Annotated in this window: 17 protein-coding genes; 9 read left to right on the forward strand and 8 right to left on the reverse strand. The window is 70.2% G+C overall.

Annotated features, from left to right (window positions below; translation table 11 throughout):
• Positions 1 to 79: 79 nt before the first annotated feature.
• From AB0N14_RS23595 to AB0N14_RS23605, 3 genes are all read left to right on the forward strand, one after another.
• Positions 80 to 1,003 (forward strand): ABC transporter ATP-binding protein, encoded by a 924-nt coding sequence (locus tag AB0N14_RS23595; protein WP_366027684.1) that lies wholly within the window; start codon positions 80 to 82, stop codon positions 1,001 to 1,003.
• A 166-nt stretch (positions 1,004 to 1,169) separates the two neighbouring features.
• Positions 1,170 to 1,886 (forward strand): ABC transporter permease, encoded by a 717-nt coding sequence (locus AB0N14_RS23600; protein WP_366027777.1) that lies wholly within the window; start codon positions 1,170 to 1,172, stop codon positions 1,884 to 1,886.
• 54 nt (positions 1,887 to 1,940) lie between these two features.
• The gene (locus AB0N14_RS23605) at positions 1,941 to 2,948 is read left to right on the forward strand and encodes a COX15/CtaA family protein (protein ID WP_366027685.1); all 1,008 of its coding nucleotides are present in this window, start codon (positions 1,941 to 1,943) and stop codon (positions 2,946 to 2,948) included.
• A gap of 26 nt (positions 2,949 to 2,974) precedes the next feature.
• On the opposite strand, the gene AB0N14_RS23610 is transcribed toward AB0N14_RS23605, so the two are convergent.
• The 3 genes from AB0N14_RS23610 to AB0N14_RS23620 all read right to left on the reverse strand — a co-directional run bounded on the left by AB0N14_RS23610 (position 2,975) and on the right by AB0N14_RS23620 (position 5,548).
• Entirely contained in the window at positions 2,975 to 4,081 is a 1,107-nt protein-coding gene (locus AB0N14_RS23610) for an amidohydrolase family protein (protein WP_366027686.1), read from the reverse strand.
• A gap of 65 nt (positions 4,082 to 4,146) precedes the next feature.
• On the reverse strand, positions 4,147 to 4,482 hold the full coding sequence (locus AB0N14_RS23615) for a hypothetical protein (protein WP_263229304.1): 336 nt from the start codon (positions 4,480 to 4,482) through the stop codon (positions 4,147 to 4,149).
• A gap of 79 nt (positions 4,483 to 4,561) precedes the next feature.
• Complete coding sequence (locus AB0N14_RS23620; RefSeq protein WP_366027778.1) at positions 4,562 to 5,548, reverse strand: heme o synthase; 987 nt, start codon at positions 5,546 to 5,548, stop codon at positions 4,562 to 4,564.
• A gap of 368 nt (positions 5,549 to 5,916) precedes the next feature.
• Between AB0N14_RS23620 and tkt the strand changes: the two genes are divergently transcribed.
• The 6 genes from tkt to AB0N14_RS23650 all read left to right on the forward strand — a co-directional run bounded on the left by tkt (position 5,917) and on the right by AB0N14_RS23650 (position 13,180).
• Entirely contained in the window at positions 5,917 to 8,004 is a 2,088-nt protein-coding gene (tkt, locus tag AB0N14_RS23625) for a transketolase (RefSeq protein ID WP_366027687.1), read from the forward strand.
• A gap of 34 nt (positions 8,005 to 8,038) precedes the next feature.
• Positions 8,039 to 9,157 carry a transaldolase gene (gene tal / locus AB0N14_RS23630; RefSeq protein ID WP_366027688.1) on the forward strand — a complete coding sequence of 373 codons (1,119 nt, stop codon included), beginning with the start codon at positions 8,039 to 8,041 and terminating at the stop codon, positions 9,155 to 9,157.
• Positions 9,158 to 9,161: 4 nt separating this feature from the next.
• Positions 9,162 to 10,694 (forward strand): glucose-6-phosphate dehydrogenase, encoded by a 1,533-nt coding sequence (zwf, locus tag AB0N14_RS23635; protein WP_366027689.1) that lies wholly within the window; start codon positions 9,162 to 9,164, stop codon positions 10,692 to 10,694.
• Positions 10,691 to 11,752, forward strand: a complete 1,062-nt coding sequence (opcA, locus tag AB0N14_RS23640; protein ID WP_366027690.1) for a glucose-6-phosphate dehydrogenase assembly protein OpcA — start codon at positions 10,691 to 10,693, stop codon at positions 11,750 to 11,752. The genes zwf and opcA overlap by 4 nt, the downstream gene beginning before the upstream one ends.
• Positions 11,749 to 12,531 carry a 6-phosphogluconolactonase gene (gene pgl, locus AB0N14_RS23645; protein ID WP_366027691.1) on the forward strand — a complete coding sequence of 261 codons (783 nt, stop codon included), beginning with the start codon at positions 11,749 to 11,751 and terminating at the stop codon, positions 12,529 to 12,531. The genes opcA and pgl overlap by 4 nt, the downstream gene beginning before the upstream one ends.
• 157 nt (positions 12,532 to 12,688) lie before the next feature.
• Positions 12,689 to 13,180, forward strand: coding sequence for a lamin tail domain-containing protein (locus tag AB0N14_RS23650; protein WP_366027692.1), 492 nt, complete (start codon positions 12,689 to 12,691; stop codon positions 13,178 to 13,180).
• A gap of 191 nt (positions 13,181 to 13,371) precedes the next feature.
• Here AB0N14_RS23650 and AB0N14_RS23655 read toward each other — a convergent pair whose 3' ends face one another.
• The 5 genes from AB0N14_RS23655 to AB0N14_RS23675 all read right to left on the reverse strand — a co-directional run bounded on the left by AB0N14_RS23655 (position 13,372) and on the right by AB0N14_RS23675 (position 20,022).
• On the reverse strand, positions 13,372 to 14,211 hold the full coding sequence (locus AB0N14_RS23655) for a carbohydrate ABC transporter permease (RefSeq protein ID WP_366027693.1): 840 nt from the start codon (positions 14,209 to 14,211) through the stop codon (positions 13,372 to 13,374).
• The gene (locus AB0N14_RS23660; protein ID WP_366027694.1) at positions 14,208 to 15,566 is read right to left on the reverse strand and encodes an ABC transporter permease subunit; all 1,359 of its coding nucleotides are present in this window, start codon (positions 15,564 to 15,566) and stop codon (positions 14,208 to 14,210) included. Before AB0N14_RS23660 ends, AB0N14_RS23655 begins: the two co-directional genes overlap by 4 nt.
• Before the next feature lie 6 nt (positions 15,567 to 15,572).
• Positions 15,573 to 16,898: an ABC transporter substrate-binding protein gene (locus AB0N14_RS23665; protein ID WP_366027695.1), complete on the reverse strand. Its 1,326-nt coding sequence runs from the start codon at positions 16,896 to 16,898 to the stop codon at positions 15,573 to 15,575.
• A 37-nt stretch (positions 16,899 to 16,935) separates the two neighbouring features.
• Positions 16,936 to 18,582, reverse strand: a complete 1,647-nt coding sequence (locus AB0N14_RS23670) for a glycoside hydrolase family 13 protein (RefSeq protein ID WP_366027696.1) — start codon at positions 18,580 to 18,582, stop codon at positions 16,936 to 16,938.
• Between the two features lie 168 nt (positions 18,583 to 18,750).
• The gene (locus tag AB0N14_RS23675) at positions 18,751 to 20,022 is read right to left on the reverse strand and encodes an ABC transporter substrate-binding protein (RefSeq protein WP_366027697.1); all 1,272 of its coding nucleotides are present in this window, start codon (positions 20,020 to 20,022) and stop codon (positions 18,751 to 18,753) included.
• Between the last annotated feature and the right edge of the window lie 128 nt (positions 20,023 to 20,150).

The following is a 20,150-nucleotide window of genomic DNA, read 5'->3' on the forward strand; positions in this document are numbered from 1 at the left end:
GGACGTGGTCGTACCCGGTGCAATCGGTTTCCGGCCCCCCTCGTCCGGTGCCCGACGCGCCTACCTAGACTCTGGACCCATGGGAAGCGAGCCGGTCGTCCAGGTACAGGCCCTGGTGAAGCGGTATGGCAAGAAGACCGCGGTGAACGGGCTCGACCTGGTGGCCCGGGCGGGCATCACCGCTGTTCTCGGCCCCAACGGGGCGGGAAAGACGACCACGGTCGAGACCTGCGAGGGCTACCGGAAGCCGGACTCCGGCACGGTCCGCGTCCTGGGCCTCGACCCGGTCCGGGAGGCCGCCGCGCTGCGCCCCCGGATCGGTGTGATGCTCCAGTCCGGCGGCGTGTACTCGGGTGCCCGGGCGGAGGAGATGCTCCGCCACGTGGCCAAGCTGCACGCGCACCCCCTCGACGTGGACGCGCTCGTCGAGCGGCTGGGGCTCGGCAGCTGCGGCAGGACGCCGTACCGGCGCCTGTCGGGCGGACAGCAGCAGCGGCTCGCGCTCGCCATGGCCGTCGTCGGCCGCCCCGAGCTGGTGTTCCTGGACGAGCCGACCGCCGGCCTCGACCCGCAGGCCCGCCGGGCCACCTGGGACCTCGTCCGCGATCTGCGCACCGACGGCGTCTCCGTGATCCTGACCACGCACTACATGGACGAGGCCGAGCAGCTCGCCGACGACGTCGCCATCATCGACGCGGGCCGTGTCATCGCCCAGGGTCACCCGGAGGAGCTGTGCCGCGGCGGCGCCGAGAACACGCTCCGCTTCACCGGCCGGCCCGGCCTCGACGTGGGCTCCCTGCTGAAGGCGCTCCCGGCCGACTGTTCGGCGGCGGAGCTGACGCCGGGCGCGTACCGCGTCATCGGCAAGGTCGATCCGCAGCTGCTGGCCACGGTCACCTCGTGGTGCGCGCAGCACGGGGTGATGCCGGACAGGATCTCGGTCGAACGGCACACCCTGGAGGACGTTTTTCTCGAGCTCACCGGCAAGGAGCTGCGCGCATGAATCCGGCCCGCACAACGATCGGCCGGGAGCCCGGCCCGCGGCGCAGCCGCAATCGGATGCAGCGTCCCCCGGAAAAGCACAGCTTGGAACTCACCGGCAAGGAGCTGCGCTCGTGACCACCGTCGGCACCTACAGGCCCAAGCCCGGCGCCGCCCCCCTGCCCCGCATGATCGCCGCGCAGGCCGCGCTCGAGACGCGGATGCTGCTGCGCAACGGCGAGCAGCTGCTCCTGACGGTCGTCATCCCCACGCTGCTGCTGGCCCTCTTCAGCTCGGTCGACATCGTCGACACCGGCGCGGGCAAGGCCGTCGACTTCCTCGCCCCCGGCATCCTGGCGCTCGCCGTGATGTCGACCGCGTTCACGGGGCAGGCCATCGCGACCGGCTTCGAGCGCCGCTACGGCGTGCTGAAGCGGCTCGCGTCCTCCCCGCTCCCCCGCTGGGGCCTGATGACCGCCAAGACGGCCTCCGTCCTGGTCACCGAGGTCCTTCAGGTGGTCCTGCTGACGGTGATCGCGTTCGCGCTGGGCTGGTCGCCGCACGGCAACCCCCTCGCCGTGCTGCTCCTGCTGGTCCTCGGCACGGCCGCCTTCTCCGGGCTCGGCCTGCTGATGGCGGGCACGCTGAAGGCGGAGGCCACCCTGGCCGCCGCCAACCTGGTGTTCCTGCTGCTGCTCGTGGGCGGCGGTGTGATCGTGCCGCTGGACAAGTTCCCCTCCGGCGCCCAGGACGTGCTCGGTCTGCTTCCGATCTCCGCCCTCTCCGACGGCCTCAGGTCCGTGCTGCAGCACGGGGCCGGAACGCCCTGGGGCGACCTGGGCATCCTCGCGGTGTGGGCCGTGGTGGGGCTGGCCGCGGCCGGGAGGTTCTTCCGCTGGGAGTGACCCGTTCCGCCTGGGCCGACCCCTCGTGAAAGCGTGCACAAGCGGCCCCCTACCATGAAAGGCGTGCCAAACGTGACCCGAGCCGACGCCGTAGCGGCCGTGCGCAACCCGCTCGCCTTCATCGCCGCACGCTGGACCCCGCATCCCAGGACGGTTCAGCGGGCGGCGCTCGCCGCGCTCCTGATGTCGGTGGTGATCGTCGTCACCGGCGGTGCCGTGCGCCTGACCGGCTCCGGTCTGGGCTGCCCCACCTGGCCCGAGTGCACGGACGGCTCGCTGACCACGACCCGTGCCATGGGCTGGCACGGCGCCATCGAGTTCGGCAACCGCATGCTGACGTACGTGCTGTGCGCGGCCGTCGGCTGGGCGATCGTCGCGGCCCGTTCGGAGAAGCCGCGGCGGCGCAGCCTCACCCGGCTCGGCTGGGCGCAGTTCTGGATCGTGATGAGCAACGCGGTCCTCGGCGGCATCGTGGTCCTGGTCGGCCTCAACCCGTACACCGTCGCCGCCCACTTCCTGCTGTCCACCGCGCTCATCACGGTGGCCACGGTGATGTGGCAGCGCACACGGGAGGGCGACGAGGCACCGCGCCCGCTGGTCGGCAAGGCCGTCCAGCAGTTGGTGTGGTTCCTGGTGGTCGCCTCGGTGCTGCTGATCGCGGTCGGCACGGTCGTCACCGGTGCGGGACCGCACGCGGGCGACTCCCGCGAGGTCGATCGGATGCACGTCGACTGGGAGACCGTCGCCAAGGGGCACGCCGTGCTCGCCTGGATCGTGGTGACGCTGACGTTCGCCCTGTGGTTCGTCCTGAAGGCGGTCGACGCGCCGAGCGGCCCGCTGCACCGCACCCGTGAGCTGTTCCTGATCCTCCTCGGCCAGGGCGTCATCGGCTATGTCCAGTACTTCACGCACCTGCCGGAACTTCTGGTCGGCCTCCACATGTTCGGCTCGTGCCTGGTGTGGATCGGGGTGCTCCGGGTGCTGCTGTCGCTGCGGGAACGCACCGGCGTGACCGCCGGCCTTCCGGGTTCCTCGACGGAGTCGGCCCTCACCAACGCCTGACGGCCCCCGCGCCCCGGCCCTACGGCTCACTCCAGCCCGTAGACCCGCCGCGCGTTCCCCGCCGCGATCATCCCCGCCACCCGCTGCGCGTCCGCGAGCGACCAGGCGCCCTCGGCGACCCAGCCGCCCAGCAGCCGGGACAGCGCCTCGCGGAAGAGGCGGGCGCCGATCACATGGAGCTCGGGCAGGCCGTGGGCGCCGCTGGAGAAGAGGACCTTGCCGAAGGGTGCCAGCTCCAGGACCTCGGCCAGGACGGCGGCGGCCCGGGCGCCGGTGCGCACCAGGGCCGCGCCCAGGTCCGCGTAGACGTGCGGGAAGACCCCGGCCAGATGCGCGGCGTGCCGGTGGTACGGATAGCCGTGCAGCAGGACCAGGTCCGTTCCGAGACCTGCCGTGGCGCGCACGAAGTCGGTGAGCAGGACGGGGTCGGTGCGGTCGATGCGCAGGCCCGGTTCGCCGAGGCCCGCGTGGAGCTGGAGCGGCCGGCCCGAGGCCACCGCGCTCCACAGCAGATGGCGCAGCAGCACGGGGTCCGACAGGGTGCCTCCGACTCTGCGGCCCGCCAGCCAGCGGCCGGCCGCGCCCCGCACCTCCCCCGGGCCCGGCGGCTCCGGCGCGAGCGCCAGACCGTGCCGTACGCCGGCCACCGAGGTGAACGCCACCGCGTGTGCCGCCGCCCCGTGGATCGACTCGGCGAGATTGGCGAGGAATCCCTCGACGGTGCCGGAGGTGTCGGCCACCTGTTCGGCGAGCAGCTCCAGGCGGACGATCTCGTGTGCCTCGGCTTCCCCGGCGGTCGCCATCTCGGCGGGCCCGGTCAGATCGCCGGGCAGCCCGGTGTCGACGAGGTAGGTGGTGATGCCGCTGCCGCGCAGCAGCCTGCGCCCCGCCTCCAGCACGCCGAGTTCGCGCCGACGGGCGAGATAGCGGGCCGGCGGACAGTGCGGCTCCAGATCGAGCAGCGGCGGACACCAGCGGCGTACGGCGAAGCCCGTCTGGGTGTCGAAAAGGGTCGTACCGGCGGCGGGCGGGCCCTCGGTACGGGCGAGGTGGGCCTCGAAGGTGCCGAGACCCAGCTCGGTACGGACCACGCCGTGGCAGTACTGGTCCACCAGGGACGGCGTTTCGATCATCCGGGCTCCCGTGACTGGACCGTGCCTCCTGAAGGTCCTAACGGGTGAACCGGCGTGAGGTGTTGCTACTGGGCGGTGCGCGTGCCGCCCACCTGGATCCCCGCCATGCGCGTCCACTCGTACGGGCCGGTCTTCACCTTGCCCGCGAACTCGCCGTCGAATGCCTCGTGGACGGTGATGCCGGACTTCTCCACCGCCTTCTCGGCCACGGCGTAGGTGGGCGCCACGAGGTCGCCCCAGGTGCCGTCCTCGCCGACGAGCACGATGCGGGCCCCGCGCTGCCCGATGTACGCGACCTGGCCTTCGGCGCCGCCGTGGGCCTTGGAGAAGGAGTCGATCTGCCGGGCGATCCGGGCCGCCCTGCGCTCGTCCTTGGGGTCAACCTGCTGCGTGTCTGCCATGGTCAGGATGCTACCGACGAGTAGATCGACTGGCGAGAGCAGTGCCCTGTGACGTACGTCGGCTGCCCAGAGGTGTTCGTCAGCGGAGGAACGGATCCACCGCCACCGCGACGAACAGCACAGAGACGTAAGTGATCGACCAGTGGAAAAGCCGCATCTCCTTCAGCTTGGCTCCGGTGGCCTCCGCCTTCGCCCGGTTCTGCAGCGCGTGCGCCTCCCACAGCCACCAGCCGCCCGCCGCCAGCGCGACCGCCGTGTAGAACCAGCCGGTGTAGCCGAGCGGGGTCAGCAGCAGGGAGACCACGACCATCACCCAGCTGTAGATCACGATCTGCCGGGCGACCACCTTGTTGGAGGCGATGACCGGCAGCATCGGCACGCCCACGCGTGCGTAGTCCTCCCTGACCTTCATGGACAGCGGCCAGTAGTGGGGCGGCGTCCAGAAGAACATGACGAGGAAGAGGATGACCGGCGCCCACGACATGGAGTCGGTGACGGAGGACCAGCCGATGAGCACCGGCATGCAGCCGGCGATACCGCCCCACACGATGTTCTGCGACGTACGGCGCTTGAGGATCATCGTGTAGACGACGACGTAGAAGAGGAGGGCTCCGAGCGACAGCCACGCCGACAGCCAGTTGACGGTGAAGCCGAACAGGAGCGTCGAGACGACCGCCAGCGTGATGCCGAAGGCGAGGCACTCGCGCGGGCTGACCATGCCGGTGACCAGCGGGCGCTGGGAGGTGCGGTCCATGAGCGCGTCGATGTCGCGGTCGATGTACATGTTCAGCGCGTTGGCGCCGCCCGCGGACAGGTAGCCGCCGATGCAGGTGAGCAGGACCAGCCTCAGGTCCGGCACGCCCTGCTGGGCGAGGAACATCACCGGAACCGTGGTGATCAGCAGCAGCTCGATGATCCGCGGCTTGGTCAGTGCCACGAACGCCTTGACACGGGCCCCGAACGGCCGGTGGCTCGGGCTCTGGCTCGCACCGAGTTCCCCCACAGCCTTGAAGGCGTGGGAGGTGCCCCCACCCGCTGGACGGGATTCGACGGCCGTCACGCACACCCCTGACAGAGACATCCCAGCGAGCCGTGGCTGTGAACGCCCAGTAAAGGCTCGCGCGTACTCACGCAACTTTAGACGTTGCCCGAAGCGCACCCTTCGCCGGGGGTGGGTCGTGTTGGGCGGTGGCCCTGCCACTGGCGAGTGAGGGGGAAGCACGAGCCGGACCGAGCTCGATTGAGCGATCGGGTGAGCGGGTCCGTATTCAGTTGCCGACTACGGATATGGCGGGTCGGGAGGCGGACCTCCGAGACTCCCGGCAGTCTGGAATGACCCGAAAAGACGCACGTACTTGCGGGGGTAGGCTCAGCAGCGGCCGGTGGGCGCCCGTGCACCGGCATTCGACATGTGGAGAGGAGCCCTGACCCAGGGTGAGCACCAAGCCGACCACCACAGACCTCGAGTGGACCGAGTTGGACCAGCGTGCGGTCGACACCGCGCGTGTCCTGGCCGCCGATGCCGTACAGAAGGTCGGAAACGGCCATCCGGGTACGGCGATGAGCCTGGCGCCGGCCGCCTACACCCTCTTTCAGAAGGTGATGCGCCACGACCCGGCCGACGCCGACTGGGTGGGCCGTGACCGCTTCGTGCTGTCCGCCGGCCACTCGTCCCTGACCCTCTACACCCAGCTCTACCTGGCCGGTTTCGGCCTGGAGCTGGACGACCTGAAGGCCTTCCGCACCTGGGGCTCGAAGACCCCCGGCCACCCCGAGTACGGGCACACGGTGGGCGTGGAGACGACGACCGGCCCGCTGGGCCAGGGTGTCGCCAACGCCGTGGGCATGGCGATGGCCGCCCGCTACGAGCGCGGTCTGTTCGACCCGGACGCCCCGCAGGGCGAGTCCCCCTTCGACCACTTCGTCTACTGCATCGCCGGCGACGGCTGCCTGCAGGAGGGCATCTCGGCGGAGGCGTCCTCGCTGGCCGGCCACCAGAAGCTCGGCAATCTGATCCTTCTGTGGGACGACAACCACATCTCCATCGAGGGCGACACCGCGACCGCTGTCTCCGAGGACACGGTCAAGCGGTACGAGGCCTACGGCTGGCACGTGCAGCGCGTCGCCCCGAAGCCGGACGGCGACCTGGACCCGCACGCGATCTACAACGCCGTCCAGGCAGCGAAGAAGGTCACGGACCGGCCGTCCTTCATCGCGATGCGTTCGATCATCGCCTGGCCCGCGCCGAACGCGCAGAACACCGAGGGCGCGCACGGCTCCGCGCTGGGCGAGGACGAGGTCGCGGCCACCAAGCGGGTCCTCGGCTTCGACCCGGAGAAGTCCTTCGAGGTCGCGGACGAGGTCCTGGCGCACACCCGCGAGGCGCTTCAGCGGGGCCGTGAGGCCAAGGCCGAGTGGGAGAAGTCCTTCCAGCAGTGGCGGGACAACAACCCCGAGCGCGCCGCCGAGTTCGACCGGATCAGCAAGGGCGAGCTGCCCACCGGCTGGGAGGAGAAGCTCCCGGTCTTCGAGGCGGGCAAGGGCGTCGCCACGCGTGCCGCCTCCGGCAAGGTGCTCCAGGCCCTCGGTGCGGTGATCCCCGAGCTGTGGGGCGGTTCCGCCGACCTCGCCGGGTCGAACAACACCACGATCGACAAGAACAGCTCGTTCCTCCCGGCCGACAACCCGCTGCCGGAGGCGAGCCCCTACGGCCGCACGATCCACTTCGGCATCCGCGAGCACTCCATGGCCGCGGAGATGAACGGCATCGCGCTGCACGGCAATACCCGTATCTACGGCGGCACCTTCCTCGTGTTCTCCGACTACATGCGCAACGCCGTGCGCCTGTCCGCGCTGATGCACCTGCCGGTCACGTACGTGTGGACGCACGACTCCATCGGCCTCGGTGAGGACGGCCCCACCCACCAGCCGGTCGAGCACCTGGCCTCGCTGCGCGCGATCCCGGGCCTGAACATCGTGCGCCCGGCCGACGCCAACGAGACCGCCATCGCCTGGCGCGAGATCCTCAAGCGCTGGACGAAGGAGTTCGGCAAGGGCGCCCCGCACGGTCTGGCGCTGACCCGTCAGGGCGTGCCGACGTACGAGCCGAACGAGGACACCACGCGCGGCGGCTACGTGCTGTTCGAGGCGGAAGGCGGCGAGCCGCAGGTCATCCTGATCGCCACCGGGTCCGAGGTGCACGTCGCCGTCGAGGCGCGCGAGCAGCTCCAGGCCGACGGCGTTCCTACGCGGGTCGTGTCGATGCCGTCCGTGGAGTGGTTCGAGGAGCAGGACCAGGGGTACCGGGACAGCGTCCTGCCGCCGTCCGTGAAGGCGCGGGTCGCGGTCGAGGCCGGGATCGGCCTCACCTGGCACAAGTACGTCGGGGATGCGGGACGCATCGTTTCCCTGGAGCACTTCGGTGCTTCGGCCGACGGCAAGGTGCTCTTCCGCGAGTTCGGCTTCACTGCCGAGAACGTCGCATCCGCCGCCCGGGAATCGATCGCCGCCGCCCAGCGCTGACGCTGATACACGACACGTAGGAGATGCATTTTCCATGACAGACGCACTCAAGCGCCTCTCCGAGGAAGGCGTCGCGATCTGGCTGGACGACCTGTCGCGCAAGCGGATCACGTCCGGCAACCTCGCCGAACTGATCGACCAGCAGCACGTCGTGGGCGTCACCACCAACCCGACGATCTTCCAGAAGGCGATCTCGTCGGGCGACGGCTACGAGCAGCAGCTCGCCGACCTCGCCGCCCGGAAGGTCACCGTCGAAGAGGCGATCCGCATGATCACCACCGCGGACGTCCGGGACGCCGCGGACATCCTGCGTCCGGTGTTCGACGCCACCGAGGGCCAGGACGGCCGGGTGTCGATCGAGGTCGACCCGCGGCTCGCGCACAACACCCGGGCCACCGTCGCCGAGGCCAAGCAGCTGGCCTGGCTGGTCGACCGGCCGAACACCCTCATCAAGATCCCGGCGACCCGTGGGGGCCTGCCGGCGATCACCGAGACGATCGGCAACGGCATCAGCGTCAACGTCACGCTGATCTTCTCGCTGGAACGCTACCGCGAGGTCATGGACGCCTACCTCAGCGGCCTGGAGAAGGCCCGCGAGAAGGGCCTGGACCTCTCAAAGATCCACTCGGTGGCGTCCTTCTTCGTCTCCCGCGTCGACACCGAGATCGACAAGCGGATCGACGAGCTGGGCACCGACGAGGCCAAGGCGCTGCGCGGCAAGGCCGCCATCGCCAACGCGCGCCTGGCCTACCAGGCGTACGAGGAGGTCTTCTCCTCGGACCGGTGGAGCGCGCTGGAGAAGGCGGGCGCGAACAAGCAGCGTCCGCTGTGGGCCTCCACCGGCGTGAAGGACAAGGCGTACAAGGACACCTTGTACGTGGACGAGCTGGTGGCGCCGAACACGGTGAACACCATGCCGGAGGCCACCCTGGTGGCCACCGAGGACCACGGCGAGATCACCGGCAACACCGTTGCCGGCACCTACGAGCAGGCGCGCGCCGATCTCGACGCGCTCGCGAAGCTCGGGATCTCGTACGACGAGGTGGTCCAGCTCCTGGAGGACGAGGGCGTCGAGAAGTTCGAGGCCTCCTGGAACGACCTGCTCAAGTCGACCGAGGCGGAACTGCAGCGCCTCGCGCCCTCGGAGGGCTGACATCTTGACATCCGCACACGGAGCGAATCCGCTTCGTGACGCCGCGGACCGACGGCTCCCGCGCATCGCGGGGCCGTCGGGTCTAGTCATTTTCGGCGTTACGGGCGATTTGTCACGTAAAAAGCTGATGCCGGCCGTTTACGACCTGGCAAACCGCGGTCTGCTGCCGCCAGGCTTCTCGCTCGTCGGGTTCGCCCGCCGCGACTGGGAGCACGAGGACTTCGCCAGGGTGGTCCACGACGCAGTCAAGGAGCACGCCCGTACGCCGTTCCGCGAGGAGGTCTGGCAGCAGCTCATCCAGGGGATGCGCTTCGTCCAGGGCACCTTCGACGACGACGACGCGTTCGAGCGGCTGCGCGGGACGATCGAGGAGCTCGACAAGGCGCAGGGCACGGGCGGCAACTTCGCCTTCTACCTCTCCGTGCCGCCCAAGTCCTTCCCGGTGGTCATCCAGCAGCTGAAGAAGCACGGCCTCGCCGACCAGCCGGCTGGCTCCTGGCGCCGCGCGGTCATCGAGAAGCCGTTCGGCCACGACCTGAAGTCGGCCGAGGAGCTCAACAAGGTCGTGCACGAGGTCTTCGCCCCGGACCAGGTCTTCCGCATCGACCACTACCTGGGCAAGGAGACCGTCCAGAACATCCTGGCGCTGCGCTTCGCCAACACGATGTTCGAGCCGATCTGGAACCGGTCCTTCGTGGACCACGTGCAGATCACGATGGCCGAGGACATCGGCATCGGCGGCCGCGCGGGCTACTACGACGGCATCGGGGCCGCCCGTGACGTCATCCAGAACCACCTGCTGCAGTTGCTGGCGCTGACGGCCATGGAGGAGCCCGCCTCCTTCGACGCCGACGCGCTCGCCGCGGAGAAGACGAAGGTGCTCGGCGCGGTACGGCTGCCGAAGGACCTGGGCGCCTCGACCGTGTTCGGGCAGTACACGGCCGGCTGGCAGGGCGGCGAGAAGGTCATCGGGTACCTCGAGGAAGAGGGCATCGACAAGAAGTCGAAGACCGACACCTACGCCGCGGTGAAGCTGGCGATCGACAACCGCCGCTGGGCAGGCGTGCCGTTCTACCTGCGCACCGGAAAGCGGCTGGGCCGCCGGGTGACGGAGATCGCGGTCGTCTTCCAGCGCGCCCCGCACTCCCCCTTCGACACCACGGCCACCGAGGAGCTGGGCCAGAACGCGGTCGTCATCCGCGTCCAACCGGACGAGGGCGTCACCGTGCGCTTCGGTTCCAAGGTGCCCGGCACCTCGATGGAGATCCGGGACGTGTCCATGGACTTCGCCTACGGCGAGTCCTTCACGGAGTCCAGCCCGGAGGCGTACGAGCGCCTGATCCTGGACGTGCTGCTGGGTGACGCCAACCTCTTCCCGCGGACCGAGGAGGTCGAGCTGTCCTGGAAGATCCTCGACCCGATCGAGGAGTACTGGGACAAGCACGGCAGGCCCGCGCAGTACCCGGCCGGCACCTGGGGGCCCGTCGAGGCGGACGAGATGCTTCAGCGAGACGGACGGAGCTGGCGCCGGCCATGAAGATAGACCTCACGGACACCACGGCCAGCAAGATCAACAAGGCGCTGGTGGAGGGCCGCCGAGCGATCGGCACACCCGCCGTCGGCATGGTGCTCACGCTGGTCATCGTCACCGACGAGGAGAACGCCTACGACGCGCTGAAGGCCGCGAGCGAGGCCTCGCGCGAGCACCCCTCGCGCACCCTCGTGGTCATCAAGCGCGTCTCGCGTTCGCCGCGCGACCGCACCTCCTCGCGTCTGGACGCGGAGGTGCGGGTGGGCGCGGAAGCCGGCACCGGCGAGACGGTGGTGCTGCGGCTGTACGGCGAGGTGGTGGACCACGCCCAGTCCGTGGTGCTGCCGCTGCTGCTGCCCGACGCGCCGGTCGTCGCCTGGTGGCCGGTGAACGCGCCGCTCGACCCGGCGAACGACCCGCTCGGCGCACTCGCGCAGCGCCGGGTGACGGACTCCTACACGGCGGAGGCGCCGGTACGGGAGTTGAGCGCCCGGGCCGATGCCTACACACCCGGCGACACGGACCTGTCGTGGACCCGCATCACGCCTTGGCGCTCGATGCTGGCCGCGGCCCTCGACCAGGTCACCTGCGAGGTGCGGAAGGTCGAGGTGGAGGGCGAGGAGTTCAACCCGAGCTGCGAACTCCTGGCGATGTGGCTGGCGAACCGCTTGGACGTCCGGGTGAAGCGCTCGCTCTCCTCGGGCCCTGGCCTGACCGCGGTCCGCATGGAGACGAGCTGCGGCCCGATCGCCCTGGGCCGCGCGGACGGCTCGCTCGCGACCCTGTCCATCCAGGGCCAGCCGGACCGGGCCGTGGCGCTCAAGCGCCGGGAGACGGCCGAGCTGATCGCGGAGGAGCTGCGGCGGCTCGACCCGGACGACACGTACGCGTCGGCGCTGCGGTACGGGGTGGACCGGCTGAACACGGAGGCCGGCGACCCCGTGGCCGACGAGCCTGCGGCTCAGGAGCCGGAGGCGGTCGAGGCCCCCGTGGAGACGGCCGCGAAGGCACCCGCGAAGAAGGCCACCAAGAAGGCCCCGGCGAAGAAGGCGGCCGCCAAGTGACTGCTCCCCAGCTCGTCGTGCACCGCGACAAGGAGTTGATGGCCCAGGCCGCGGCGGCCCGGCTGATCACGAAGATCGTGGACGCGCAGGCCTCGCGCGGCTCCGCGTCGGTCGTGCTCACCGGTGGCCGCAACGGCAACGGCCTGCTCGCCGCGCTCGCCGCCGCGCCGGCCCGGGACGCCATCGACTGGGGGCGTCTGGACCTGTGGTGGGGCGACGAGCGGTACCTGCCGGAGGGCGACCCGGAGCGCAACGTGACCCAGGCCCGGGAGGCTCTGCTCGACTCCGTGCCGCTGGACCCGAAGCGCGTGCACGCCATGCCCGCGTCGGACAGCCCGTACGGGGCGGACGTGGAGTCTGCGGCCGAGGCGTACGCGGCGGAACTGGCCCGGGCCGCGGGTCCCGAGAACCACGGCTCTGTGCCCACCTTCGATGTGCTGATGCTGGGCGTCGGCCCGGACACGCATGTGGCGTCGCTGTTCCCGGAACTGCCGGCGGTACGGGAGACGGAACGAACGGTCGTCGCCGTCCACGGCGCGCCGAAGCCGCCGCCGACGCGTATCTCCCTCACGCTGCCGGCGATCCGGGCGGCGCGCGAGGTGTGGCTGCTGGCGGCGGGCGAGGACAAGGCGCAGGCGGTGGCGATCGCCCTGTCGGGTGCGGGCGAGATCCAGGCGCCCGCGGCGGGCGCGCACGGCCGCTCGCGCACGCTGTGGCTGCTGGACGCGGCGGCGGCGTCGAAGCTGCCGCGCTCTTTGTACCCACCGGCGTCGCCGTGAGGAACGGGGGCGGCAGCGGGTGACCCGACTGCCGCCCCGTCGCCTCGGTTGACCCCCTCGAGCAGAGGCTTCACATTTTCTGCACCAGACTTTCATGTACTGGTCAACTTTTGTGTAAGCTCCTGGCGCACCAGCCGCACCATCGAGGGGGGACCTCATGCGTATACGCTTCGCGCTGACCGCCGTCACGGCGGCAGCGCTCGCCGTCGTCGTCGCGAGCCCGGCCCAGGCCACCGAGTACTCCTCCGCCCTGAAGATCAAGGGCGTCCAGTACGACGCACCGGGGCGGGACTCCAACAACTGCCGTACGGGCAACAGCAAGAACGAGTACCTGACGATCAAGAACTACTCGCGCAGCACGACGGTCAACCTGAAGGGCTACGTCGTCAAGGACGCCGCCGGCAACCGGTTCACCTTCCCCGCGAACCACTACCTCCAGCCCGGCGACTACGTGAACCTGCGCGGGGGCCACGGCACCGACTCGGACGCAGGGAACGTCGTCTACCGCCAGAACTGCAACTTCATCTGGAACAACGACAAGGACACCATCTACCTGTACAAGCGGTCTGGTGCCCACGCGGACACCCACGCTTACACCAAGTCCCACGACGACCGGGACGGCAACGGTTACATCACCTTCCACGGCTGATGCCGCGCCGTCCCGGGAGGATGACCGTGAACCCGTACGGGAGCACAGTGACCACGGGGCGCTGACCACCACCGCGAGCGGTGCGCGGATCAGGTGCGCCTACAGCGCGGGCGCCTGGCGCTGGACGTACGCGTGACCGGGGGCGGCCGTCTCCTCGGCCGCCCCCGCACGAGTCGCCGCGGCGGGCTCGGTCACTTGACCGAGCCCGCCATCACGCCTTGCACGAAGTGCCGCTGGAACGCGAAGAACACGACCACCGGCACGATCAGCGACAGGAACGCCCCCGGCGCCAGTACATCGATGTTGCTGCCGAACTGCCGTATCTGCGACTGGAGTTCGACGGTCAGCGGTTGTGAGGAGCTGTCCGCGAACAACAGCGCCACCAGCATGTCGTTCCACACCCACAGGAACTGGAAGATGGCCAGGCTCGCGATCGCGGGCCGCCCCACCGGCAGGACCAGCCGGGTGAAGATCCGCCACTCGCTCCCCCCGTCCATCCGCGCCGCCTCCAGCATCTCCTTCGGCATCTCCGCGAAGTAGTTCCGCAGCAGGAACACCGCGAACGGCAGCCCGTACGCCACGTGGAAGAGGACCACGCCGGGGATCGTCCCGAACAGGCCCAGCGCGCCGAAGAGCTTCGCCACCGGCAGCAGACCGATCTGCACCGGTACCACCAGCAGCGCCACCACCAGCAGGAACAGCGGCTCCCGCCCGGGGAAGTCCAGCCACGCGAACGCGTACCCGGCGAGCGCCGCCAGCACGACCACCAGCACCGTCGCCGGCACGGAGATCAGCACGGTGTTCCAGAAGGCCTGCGTGATCCCGGCGTTCTTCAGCAGCGCCGAGTAGTTGTCGAAGGACAGCTGCCCGGGGCTGACCAGCGCTGTCCACCAGCCGCCCTTCGCCGTGTCCTCCGACGACCGCAGCGACGACACGAACAGCCCCGCCAGCGGGGTCAGCCAGACCAGGCCGACCACCACCAGGAAGGCCTGCACCAGCCCGTTGCCCAGTCCCCGCCTCACCGCGTTCATCGCTGACTCCTTCGGAAACGCCGGACGTTGAAGACCATCGCGGGGATCACCAGCAGCAGGAGCAGCACGCCCAGCGCACTGCCGAGGCCCTGGTTGTTGCCGCCGCCGAACGACACCAGCCACATCTGGGTGGCGAGCACGGTCGCGTCCTCCTGCACCGGCCCGGGCGCGATGATGTAGACGAGGTCGAACACCTTCATCACGTTGATGACGAGGGTCACGAAGACCACGGTCAGCACCGGTGCCAGCAGCGGCACCGTGATCCGCCGGAAGATCTGCCATTCGTTCGCCCCGTCCATCCGCGCCGCCTCCAGCGCGTCCCGCGGGAGCGTCGACAGCCCGGCGCCGATCAGCACCATCGCGAAGCCGGTCCAGATCCACAGGTACGCCCCGATGATCGCGGGCGTGACCAGCGTCGGCCCGAGCCACGACACGCCCTGGTACGGCGCCGCGAAGTTCGAGGACGGCAGCTTCACCGTGTACGAGCCGGACTTCAGCCCCGGGAAGCGGAAGGAGCCGTCGGCCGCCGTCGTGGTACCGGCCACCGTCCGCCCGTCGCGCACGGCCTCGACCTTCACCCCGGGCAGCCCGCTCTCCCGCGGGTCCACCTTCCCCTGCTTCCCGCCGCCACCGGGCGTGAAGTCCAGGTAGACGACCCCGCGCAGTTCGTCCGCCGCGGCCTTCTTCCCGGCCGCCGCGTACGCGGGCGAGGCATCCTTCGGCAGGTCCTTGGGCAGCACGCCGACCATCGGAAGTGTCACCGAGTCACCCGGTGAGGCGCCCGCACTCGTCGCGTACGACCCGTCACGGCCCTGCGTCAGGCCCTGCCCCTCGCGCACCCGCGCCGTCGGATACGACGACGCGCCCTTGAACGCGTCGTGGATCGAGACCGCGGCCGCGTTCAGCACCCCCTTGTTGGGGTCCTCGTCGTAGGCGAGCCGGAAGATGATGCCGGCGGCGAGGAAGGACACCGCCATCGGCATGAACAGCAGCAGCTTGAACGCCGTCGACCAGCGGACCTTCTCCACCAGCACGGCCAGGATCAGGCCGAGGCCCGTCAGCAGCGCCGGGGCCACGACCACCCAGATGGTGGTGTTCCGGATGGCCTTCAGCGTCGCCGGGTCGCGGAACATCTCGGCGTAGTTGTCGCCGCTCACGAACCGGGTGCCGGAGGCGTCGAAGAAGCTGCGGCCGATCGAGAACAGCACGGGGTAGACGACGAGCGCACCGAGCAGCAGCAGCGCGGGGAACACGAACAGCAGGGCGATGATCCGCCCCCGCCGCCGGGTGCGGCGCCTCACGGCGGCACCGGCGGCGGTCGGCGGGCTCGCCTCATTCACGAGCGTGGCAGTCATGGCCGGTCAGCCCTGGTACGCCTTGGCCGCCGCGTCCTCCAGCTGGGCCGCGGTCGCCTTCGGGTTCGACGGGTCGCGCAGGAAGTCCTGCAGCAGCTTCCACTCGCCCGCGCCCTTGGTGCCGCCGAAAGCCGCCGGCGCCTGGTCGGACATGTCGAAGCGGACCGAATCGCCCGCCGCGATCAGGGACTTGGCCGTCGCACGCGTCACGTCGTCGCCGTAGGAGGAGGGGTCGAGCTGCTTGTTCGGGGACAGGAAGCCGCCCGCCTTCGCCCACACGGCCGCGGCCTCGGGGGTCGCCAGGTACTCCAGCAGCTTCATGCCGGCTTTGGCGTTCTTGCCGTCCTTGAGGACGGCCGCCGCGTCACCGCCGCTGACGACCGGTGCCGTACCGCCGTCGACCGACGGGAACGGGAAGAAGTCCGCGTCCTTGCCGATGGTCTTGCCGAACTGGTCGTGTGCGACCCCGGCCACGAAGTCGCCCTCGTAGACCATGCCCGCCTGGGGCTTGGGCCCGAACACCTTCTCCACAGAGCCCGGGAAGTCGGTGTTCAGGGCCTCCTTCTGTCCGCCCGCGATCAGCTGCTTGTCCTTGAACAGCTTGCCCAGCGTGGTGAGCGCCTTGACCACGCTCGGGTCCGTCCACTTGAGCTTGTGCTCGGCGAGCGCGTCGTACTTCTCGGGACCGGCCTGGGAGAGGTAGATGTTCTCGAACCAGTCGGTGAGGGTCCAGCCGTCCTCGCCCGCGACCGCGAAGGCGGCGAGGCCCGAGTCGGAGATGGTGTGCCCGGCCTTCAGCATCTCGTCGTACGTCTTCGGCGGCTTGACCCCGGCCTGGTTGAGCGCGTCGGGGCTGTACCAGACGGTCGACTTGTGGGCGGCCTTGAAGTACAGGCCGTACAGGGTGCCGTCGACGCTGCCGTACTTCTTCCACACCGGCGCGTAGTTGCTGTCGACCGACTTCTCGGTGGTCGCGGACAGCTGCTGGAGCCAGCCCTTCTTGGCGAACTGCTGGAGCACGCCGACCTGCGGGACCATCACGACGTCCGGCGCGTTGCCGCCCTCGATCTTGCTGCCGACGACGGTGGAGACGTTGTCGCCGGTCGAGATGAACTGGGTCTTGGCGCCGGTCTTCTCGCTGAACGCGTCCAGGACCTTCTGGAAGTTCTTCTGCTCGCTGCCGGTCCAGACGCCGGCCACGGTGACCGTCTGGCCGCTGAGGGCCTTGTCACCGCCGCCCGCGGTGACGGGGCCGCCGCCGCAGGCGGTCGCGCCGAGTGCGAGGGCGAGGGCGGTGCAGCCGGTGAGCAGGGTGGTACGTCGTCGCATCATCGTTGATGTCCCTTCGGGGATGGGGGAATGGACGGGATCAGAGGTCGGTGCCGTCGCTGATCCACCAGGCGGCCGTCGAGCCGGGGAGCACCCCGGGCGGGCAGGGGCCGCTGGACAGCAGGGGGGTGCCGGAGACCGGCGCGGGCGTGGGGGCGGTACCGAAGTTGACGGCGCAGACCAGGTCGTCGCCGCGTGCGAAGGCCAGGACGCCGGGCGGGGTGTCCAGCCAGCGCATCGTGCCCTCGCCCAACTGCGGGAGCGAGGAGCGCAGTTGGAGGCCGTCGCGGTACAGGTGCCAGAAGGAGCGGGTGTCGGCGAGGGCGCGGTCGGTGGCGTGCTCGGCGAACCACTCCGGCTGCGGCAGCCAGGGCTTGGCCCCCTCGGCGCCGGAGGTGAAGCCGAACGGGGAGGCCTGCCCGGACCAGGGCAGCGGCACCCGGCAGCCGTCGCGGATCCGGGCGCGGCTTCCGGTGCGGCGGAAGATCGGGTCGGTGAGCACGTCGTCGGGCAGGTCGACGACCTCGGGCAGGCCGAGCTCCTCGCCCTGGTAGATGTACGCGGCCCCGGGCAGCGCCAGCATCAGCAGCGCGGCGGCGCGGGCGCGGGCGGCACCGAGGCCGCTGCCCTGCGGGGTGGGTTCTCCGTAGCGGGTGACGGTGCGGACCTGGTCGTGGTTGTTGAGGACCCAGGTGACCGTGGAGCCCGTGCCGGCGATGTCCTGCATGGCCTCGGAGATCACCTTGCGGAAGGCGTCGGGGTCCCAGGGGGCGCTGAGCAGGTCGAAGAAGAAGGCCTGGTGCAGCTCGTCCGGGCGGACGTACTTCGCGTGCTCGCGGGCGGTCGGAACCGAGACCTCGCCGACCAGGAGGCGCTCACGGCCGTCGCGTGACGTGTACTCCTCGCACACCGATCGCCAGTGGCGCCACACGTCGTGCACCTCGGGCTGGTTCCAGGCGAGCGGGTTGACCGAGTCGCGGGTGCGGGCGTCGGCCTCCGGGTCCGGGGAGTCGGGCAGCTCCGGGTGCTTGAACAGCCCGGCGGCGACGTCGATGCGGAAGCCGTCGACGCCCCGGTCCAGCCAGAAGCGCAGCACGCGGTCGAACTCGGCGGGGACCTCGGGGTCGCGCCAGTTCCAGTCGGGCTGCTCGGGCGTGAACATGTGCAGGTACCACTGGCCGGGGCGGCCGTCCGCCTCCGTGACGCGGGTCCAGGCCGGGCCGCCGAACATGGCGTGCCAGTTGTTGGGCGGCTCGGAGCCGTCGGGCCCGCGGCCGTCGGCGAAGTGGAAGCGGGCGCGGGCCTGGCTGCCGGGCGGCGAGGCGAGGGCCTCGCGGAACCACGGGTGCTCGCTGGAGCAGTGGTTGGGGACGATGTCCAGGAGCACCTTGATGCCGAGCCGCCGGGCGGCCGCCGTGAGCAGGTCGAACTCGGCGAGGTCGCCGAAGAGCGGGTCGACGTCGCAGTAGTCGGAGACGTCGTAGCCGTGGTCCTGCTGCGGGGAGGGGTAGAAGGGGCTCAGCCAGATCCCGTCGACGCCGAGCTTCTTCAGGTACGGCAGGCCGGCCCTGACGCCGGCCAGATCGCCGATGCCGTCGCCGGTGCTGTCCAGGAAGCTGCGGACGTACACCTGGTAGATCACTGCGTCGCGCCACCAGCGACGGGTGTCGATGTGCTTGGGACTCACCCCGTTGACCTGTCTGTGCGTGCTAACGGTTATGCATGCATGTTAAGTAGCGGTTTCACGAGGGTGTCAACGAACAGTACGAAAGCTACCGGGGGGTTGGGGTGTCAAATCCAGACTTATCGGTGCGACGAGCAGTCAGATGAGACGTCCGCGTTACCTAACAAGCAACTAGCGATGCGAGATGGCGGCCAGCTCGCGCGCCAGGCGTCGCACTGCCGACTCGGGCGTCTCCCGCCCCGTCAGCGCGTCGTGCACCACCGCCTGCACCGCCAGGCTGACCTGGTCGTAGCGCGGGCTCTTGGGGCGCGGTGCGGCCGCGAGCACGGCGGCGCGCAGAGTCGGCAGATACGGGAACTGCCGTACGAGTTCGGGGTCGTCGTAGAGCGCGGCGCGCACGGGCGGCAGCGCCCCACGGGTGAGCACCTGGCGTTGGACGCCCTCGCTGGTGAGGTACGCGATCAGACGCGCGGCCGACTCGGGGTGGCGCGCATGGCTGTTGACGGCCAGGTTGGAGCCGCCGAGCACACTCGTCCCCGGCCCGTCAGGCCCCGGCAGCGGGACGGCGCCGATCCTCCCGGCCACCTTCGAGCCCGGGGCGGAAGCGGCGACGTACGCGTACGGCCAGTTACGCAGGAAGAGAAGCCGGCCCTCCTGGAAGGCCTGCTTGGACTCCTCCTCCTTGTACGTCAGCGCCTGCTTGGGAATCCACCCCTCGCGGACGCCACGGGCGAGGAAACCGATCCCCTGGCGTGCCGCGTCGGAATTGACGGTGACACGGGCACCCTCGTCGCCGAGGATGGTGCCGCCCGCCGAGTACACGGCCTCGGCCGCGTTGACGGTGAGGCCCTCGTAGGGCAGGAACTGGCCCGCATAGCCGCCGAGCCCGTACTCGGGCGCGATGGTCTTCGCGTCGTGTTCCAGCTCGGCCCAGGTGCGCGGCGGTGCCACGCCCTCCTTGGCGAGGATGTCCTTGCGATACAGGAGAAGCCCGGCATTCGTGACATACGGGACGGCGTACAGCTGTCCGTCGTAGGTGGCCGTGTCGACGACCGGCGGCAGGAAGGTCTTCAGCGGGAACCGGTCGCGCGGCAGCGGGCGGATCCAGCCGGCCGCCGCGAACTCGGAGGTCCAGGCGACGTCGATGTTCAGGACGTCGAACCGGCTGCGGTCGCCGCCGCGCAGGTCGGTGGTCATCTGTGCATGCGTCTCGTCGGCGGAGTCCGGCAGCTCGACGAGGGTGACCTTCTCGCCGGGATGGGTACGGTTCCAGCCCTGAAGGAGCGGGCCGAGGTAGCCGGTGAGATCTCCCGCGGTGGCCAGGGTGAGCGGGCCACGGCCCCCGGCACTCCCCTCGTCGGCACGGGCGCCGGAGGCTACGTAACCGGTCATGACCACGGCGAGGACGAGGAGGCACCTACCGGCGGCGCGTATCCACCGCATAGGTTCCTCCCTGTACACATGCACATGGCTCCGGGCACCTTCGCCCAGGAGTCAGAGGCCATGTATACCTGTTAGGTATGGGCGATACTAGGGCCTGGAGCACATTGTGAGCAGACAGGAGGTCAGCA

Origin of the sequence: Streptomyces sp. NPDC051104 (assembly GCF_040682835.1) — a bacterium.
Classification (GTDB): domain Bacteria; phylum Actinomycetota; class Actinomycetes; order Streptomycetales; family Streptomycetaceae; genus Streptomyces; species Streptomyces cynarae.

Bases quoted from the DNA above. Each gene is read 5' to 3' on its own strand.
- AB0N14_RS23595 (WP_366027684.1), top strand. From the start codon at position 80: ATGGGAAGCGAGCCGGTCGTCCAGGTACAGGCCCTGGTGAAGCGGTAT.
- AB0N14_RS23600 (WP_366027777.1), top strand. From the start codon at position 1,170: ATGATCGCCGCGCAGGCCGCGCTCGAGACGCGGATGCTGCTGCGCAAC.
- AB0N14_RS23605 (WP_366027685.1), top strand. From the start codon at position 1,941: ATGAAAGGCGTGCCAAACGTGACCCGAGCCGACGCCGTAGCGGCCGTG.
- AB0N14_RS23610 (WP_366027686.1), bottom strand. From the start codon at position 4,081: ATGATCGAAACGCCGTCCCTGGTGGACCAGTACTGCCACGGCGTGGTC.
- AB0N14_RS23615 (WP_263229304.1), bottom strand. From the start codon at position 4,482: ATGGCAGACACGCAGCAGGTTGACCCCAAGGACGAGCGCAGGGCGGCC.
- tal (WP_366027688.1), top strand. From the start codon at position 8,039: ATGACAGACGCACTCAAGCGCCTCTCCGAGGAAGGCGTCGCGATCTGG.
- opcA (WP_366027690.1), top strand. From the start codon at position 10,691: ATGAAGATAGACCTCACGGACACCACGGCCAGCAAGATCAACAAGGCG.
- AB0N14_RS23650 (WP_366027692.1), top strand. From the start codon at position 12,689: ATGCGTATACGCTTCGCGCTGACCGCCGTCACGGCGGCAGCGCTCGCC.
- AB0N14_RS23655 (WP_366027693.1), bottom strand. From the start codon at position 14,211: ATGAACGCGGTGAGGCGGGGACTGGGCAACGGGCTGGTGCAGGCCTTC.
- AB0N14_RS23660 (WP_366027694.1), bottom strand. From the start codon at position 15,566: ATGACTGCCACGCTCGTGAATGAGGCGAGCCCGCCGACCGCCGCCGGT.
- AB0N14_RS23665 (WP_366027695.1), bottom strand. From the start codon at position 16,898: ATGATGCGACGACGTACCACCCTGCTCACCGGCTGCACCGCCCTCGCC.
- AB0N14_RS23675 (WP_366027697.1), bottom strand. From the start codon at position 20,022: ATGCGGTGGATACGCGCCGCCGGTAGGTGCCTCCTCGTCCTCGCCGTG.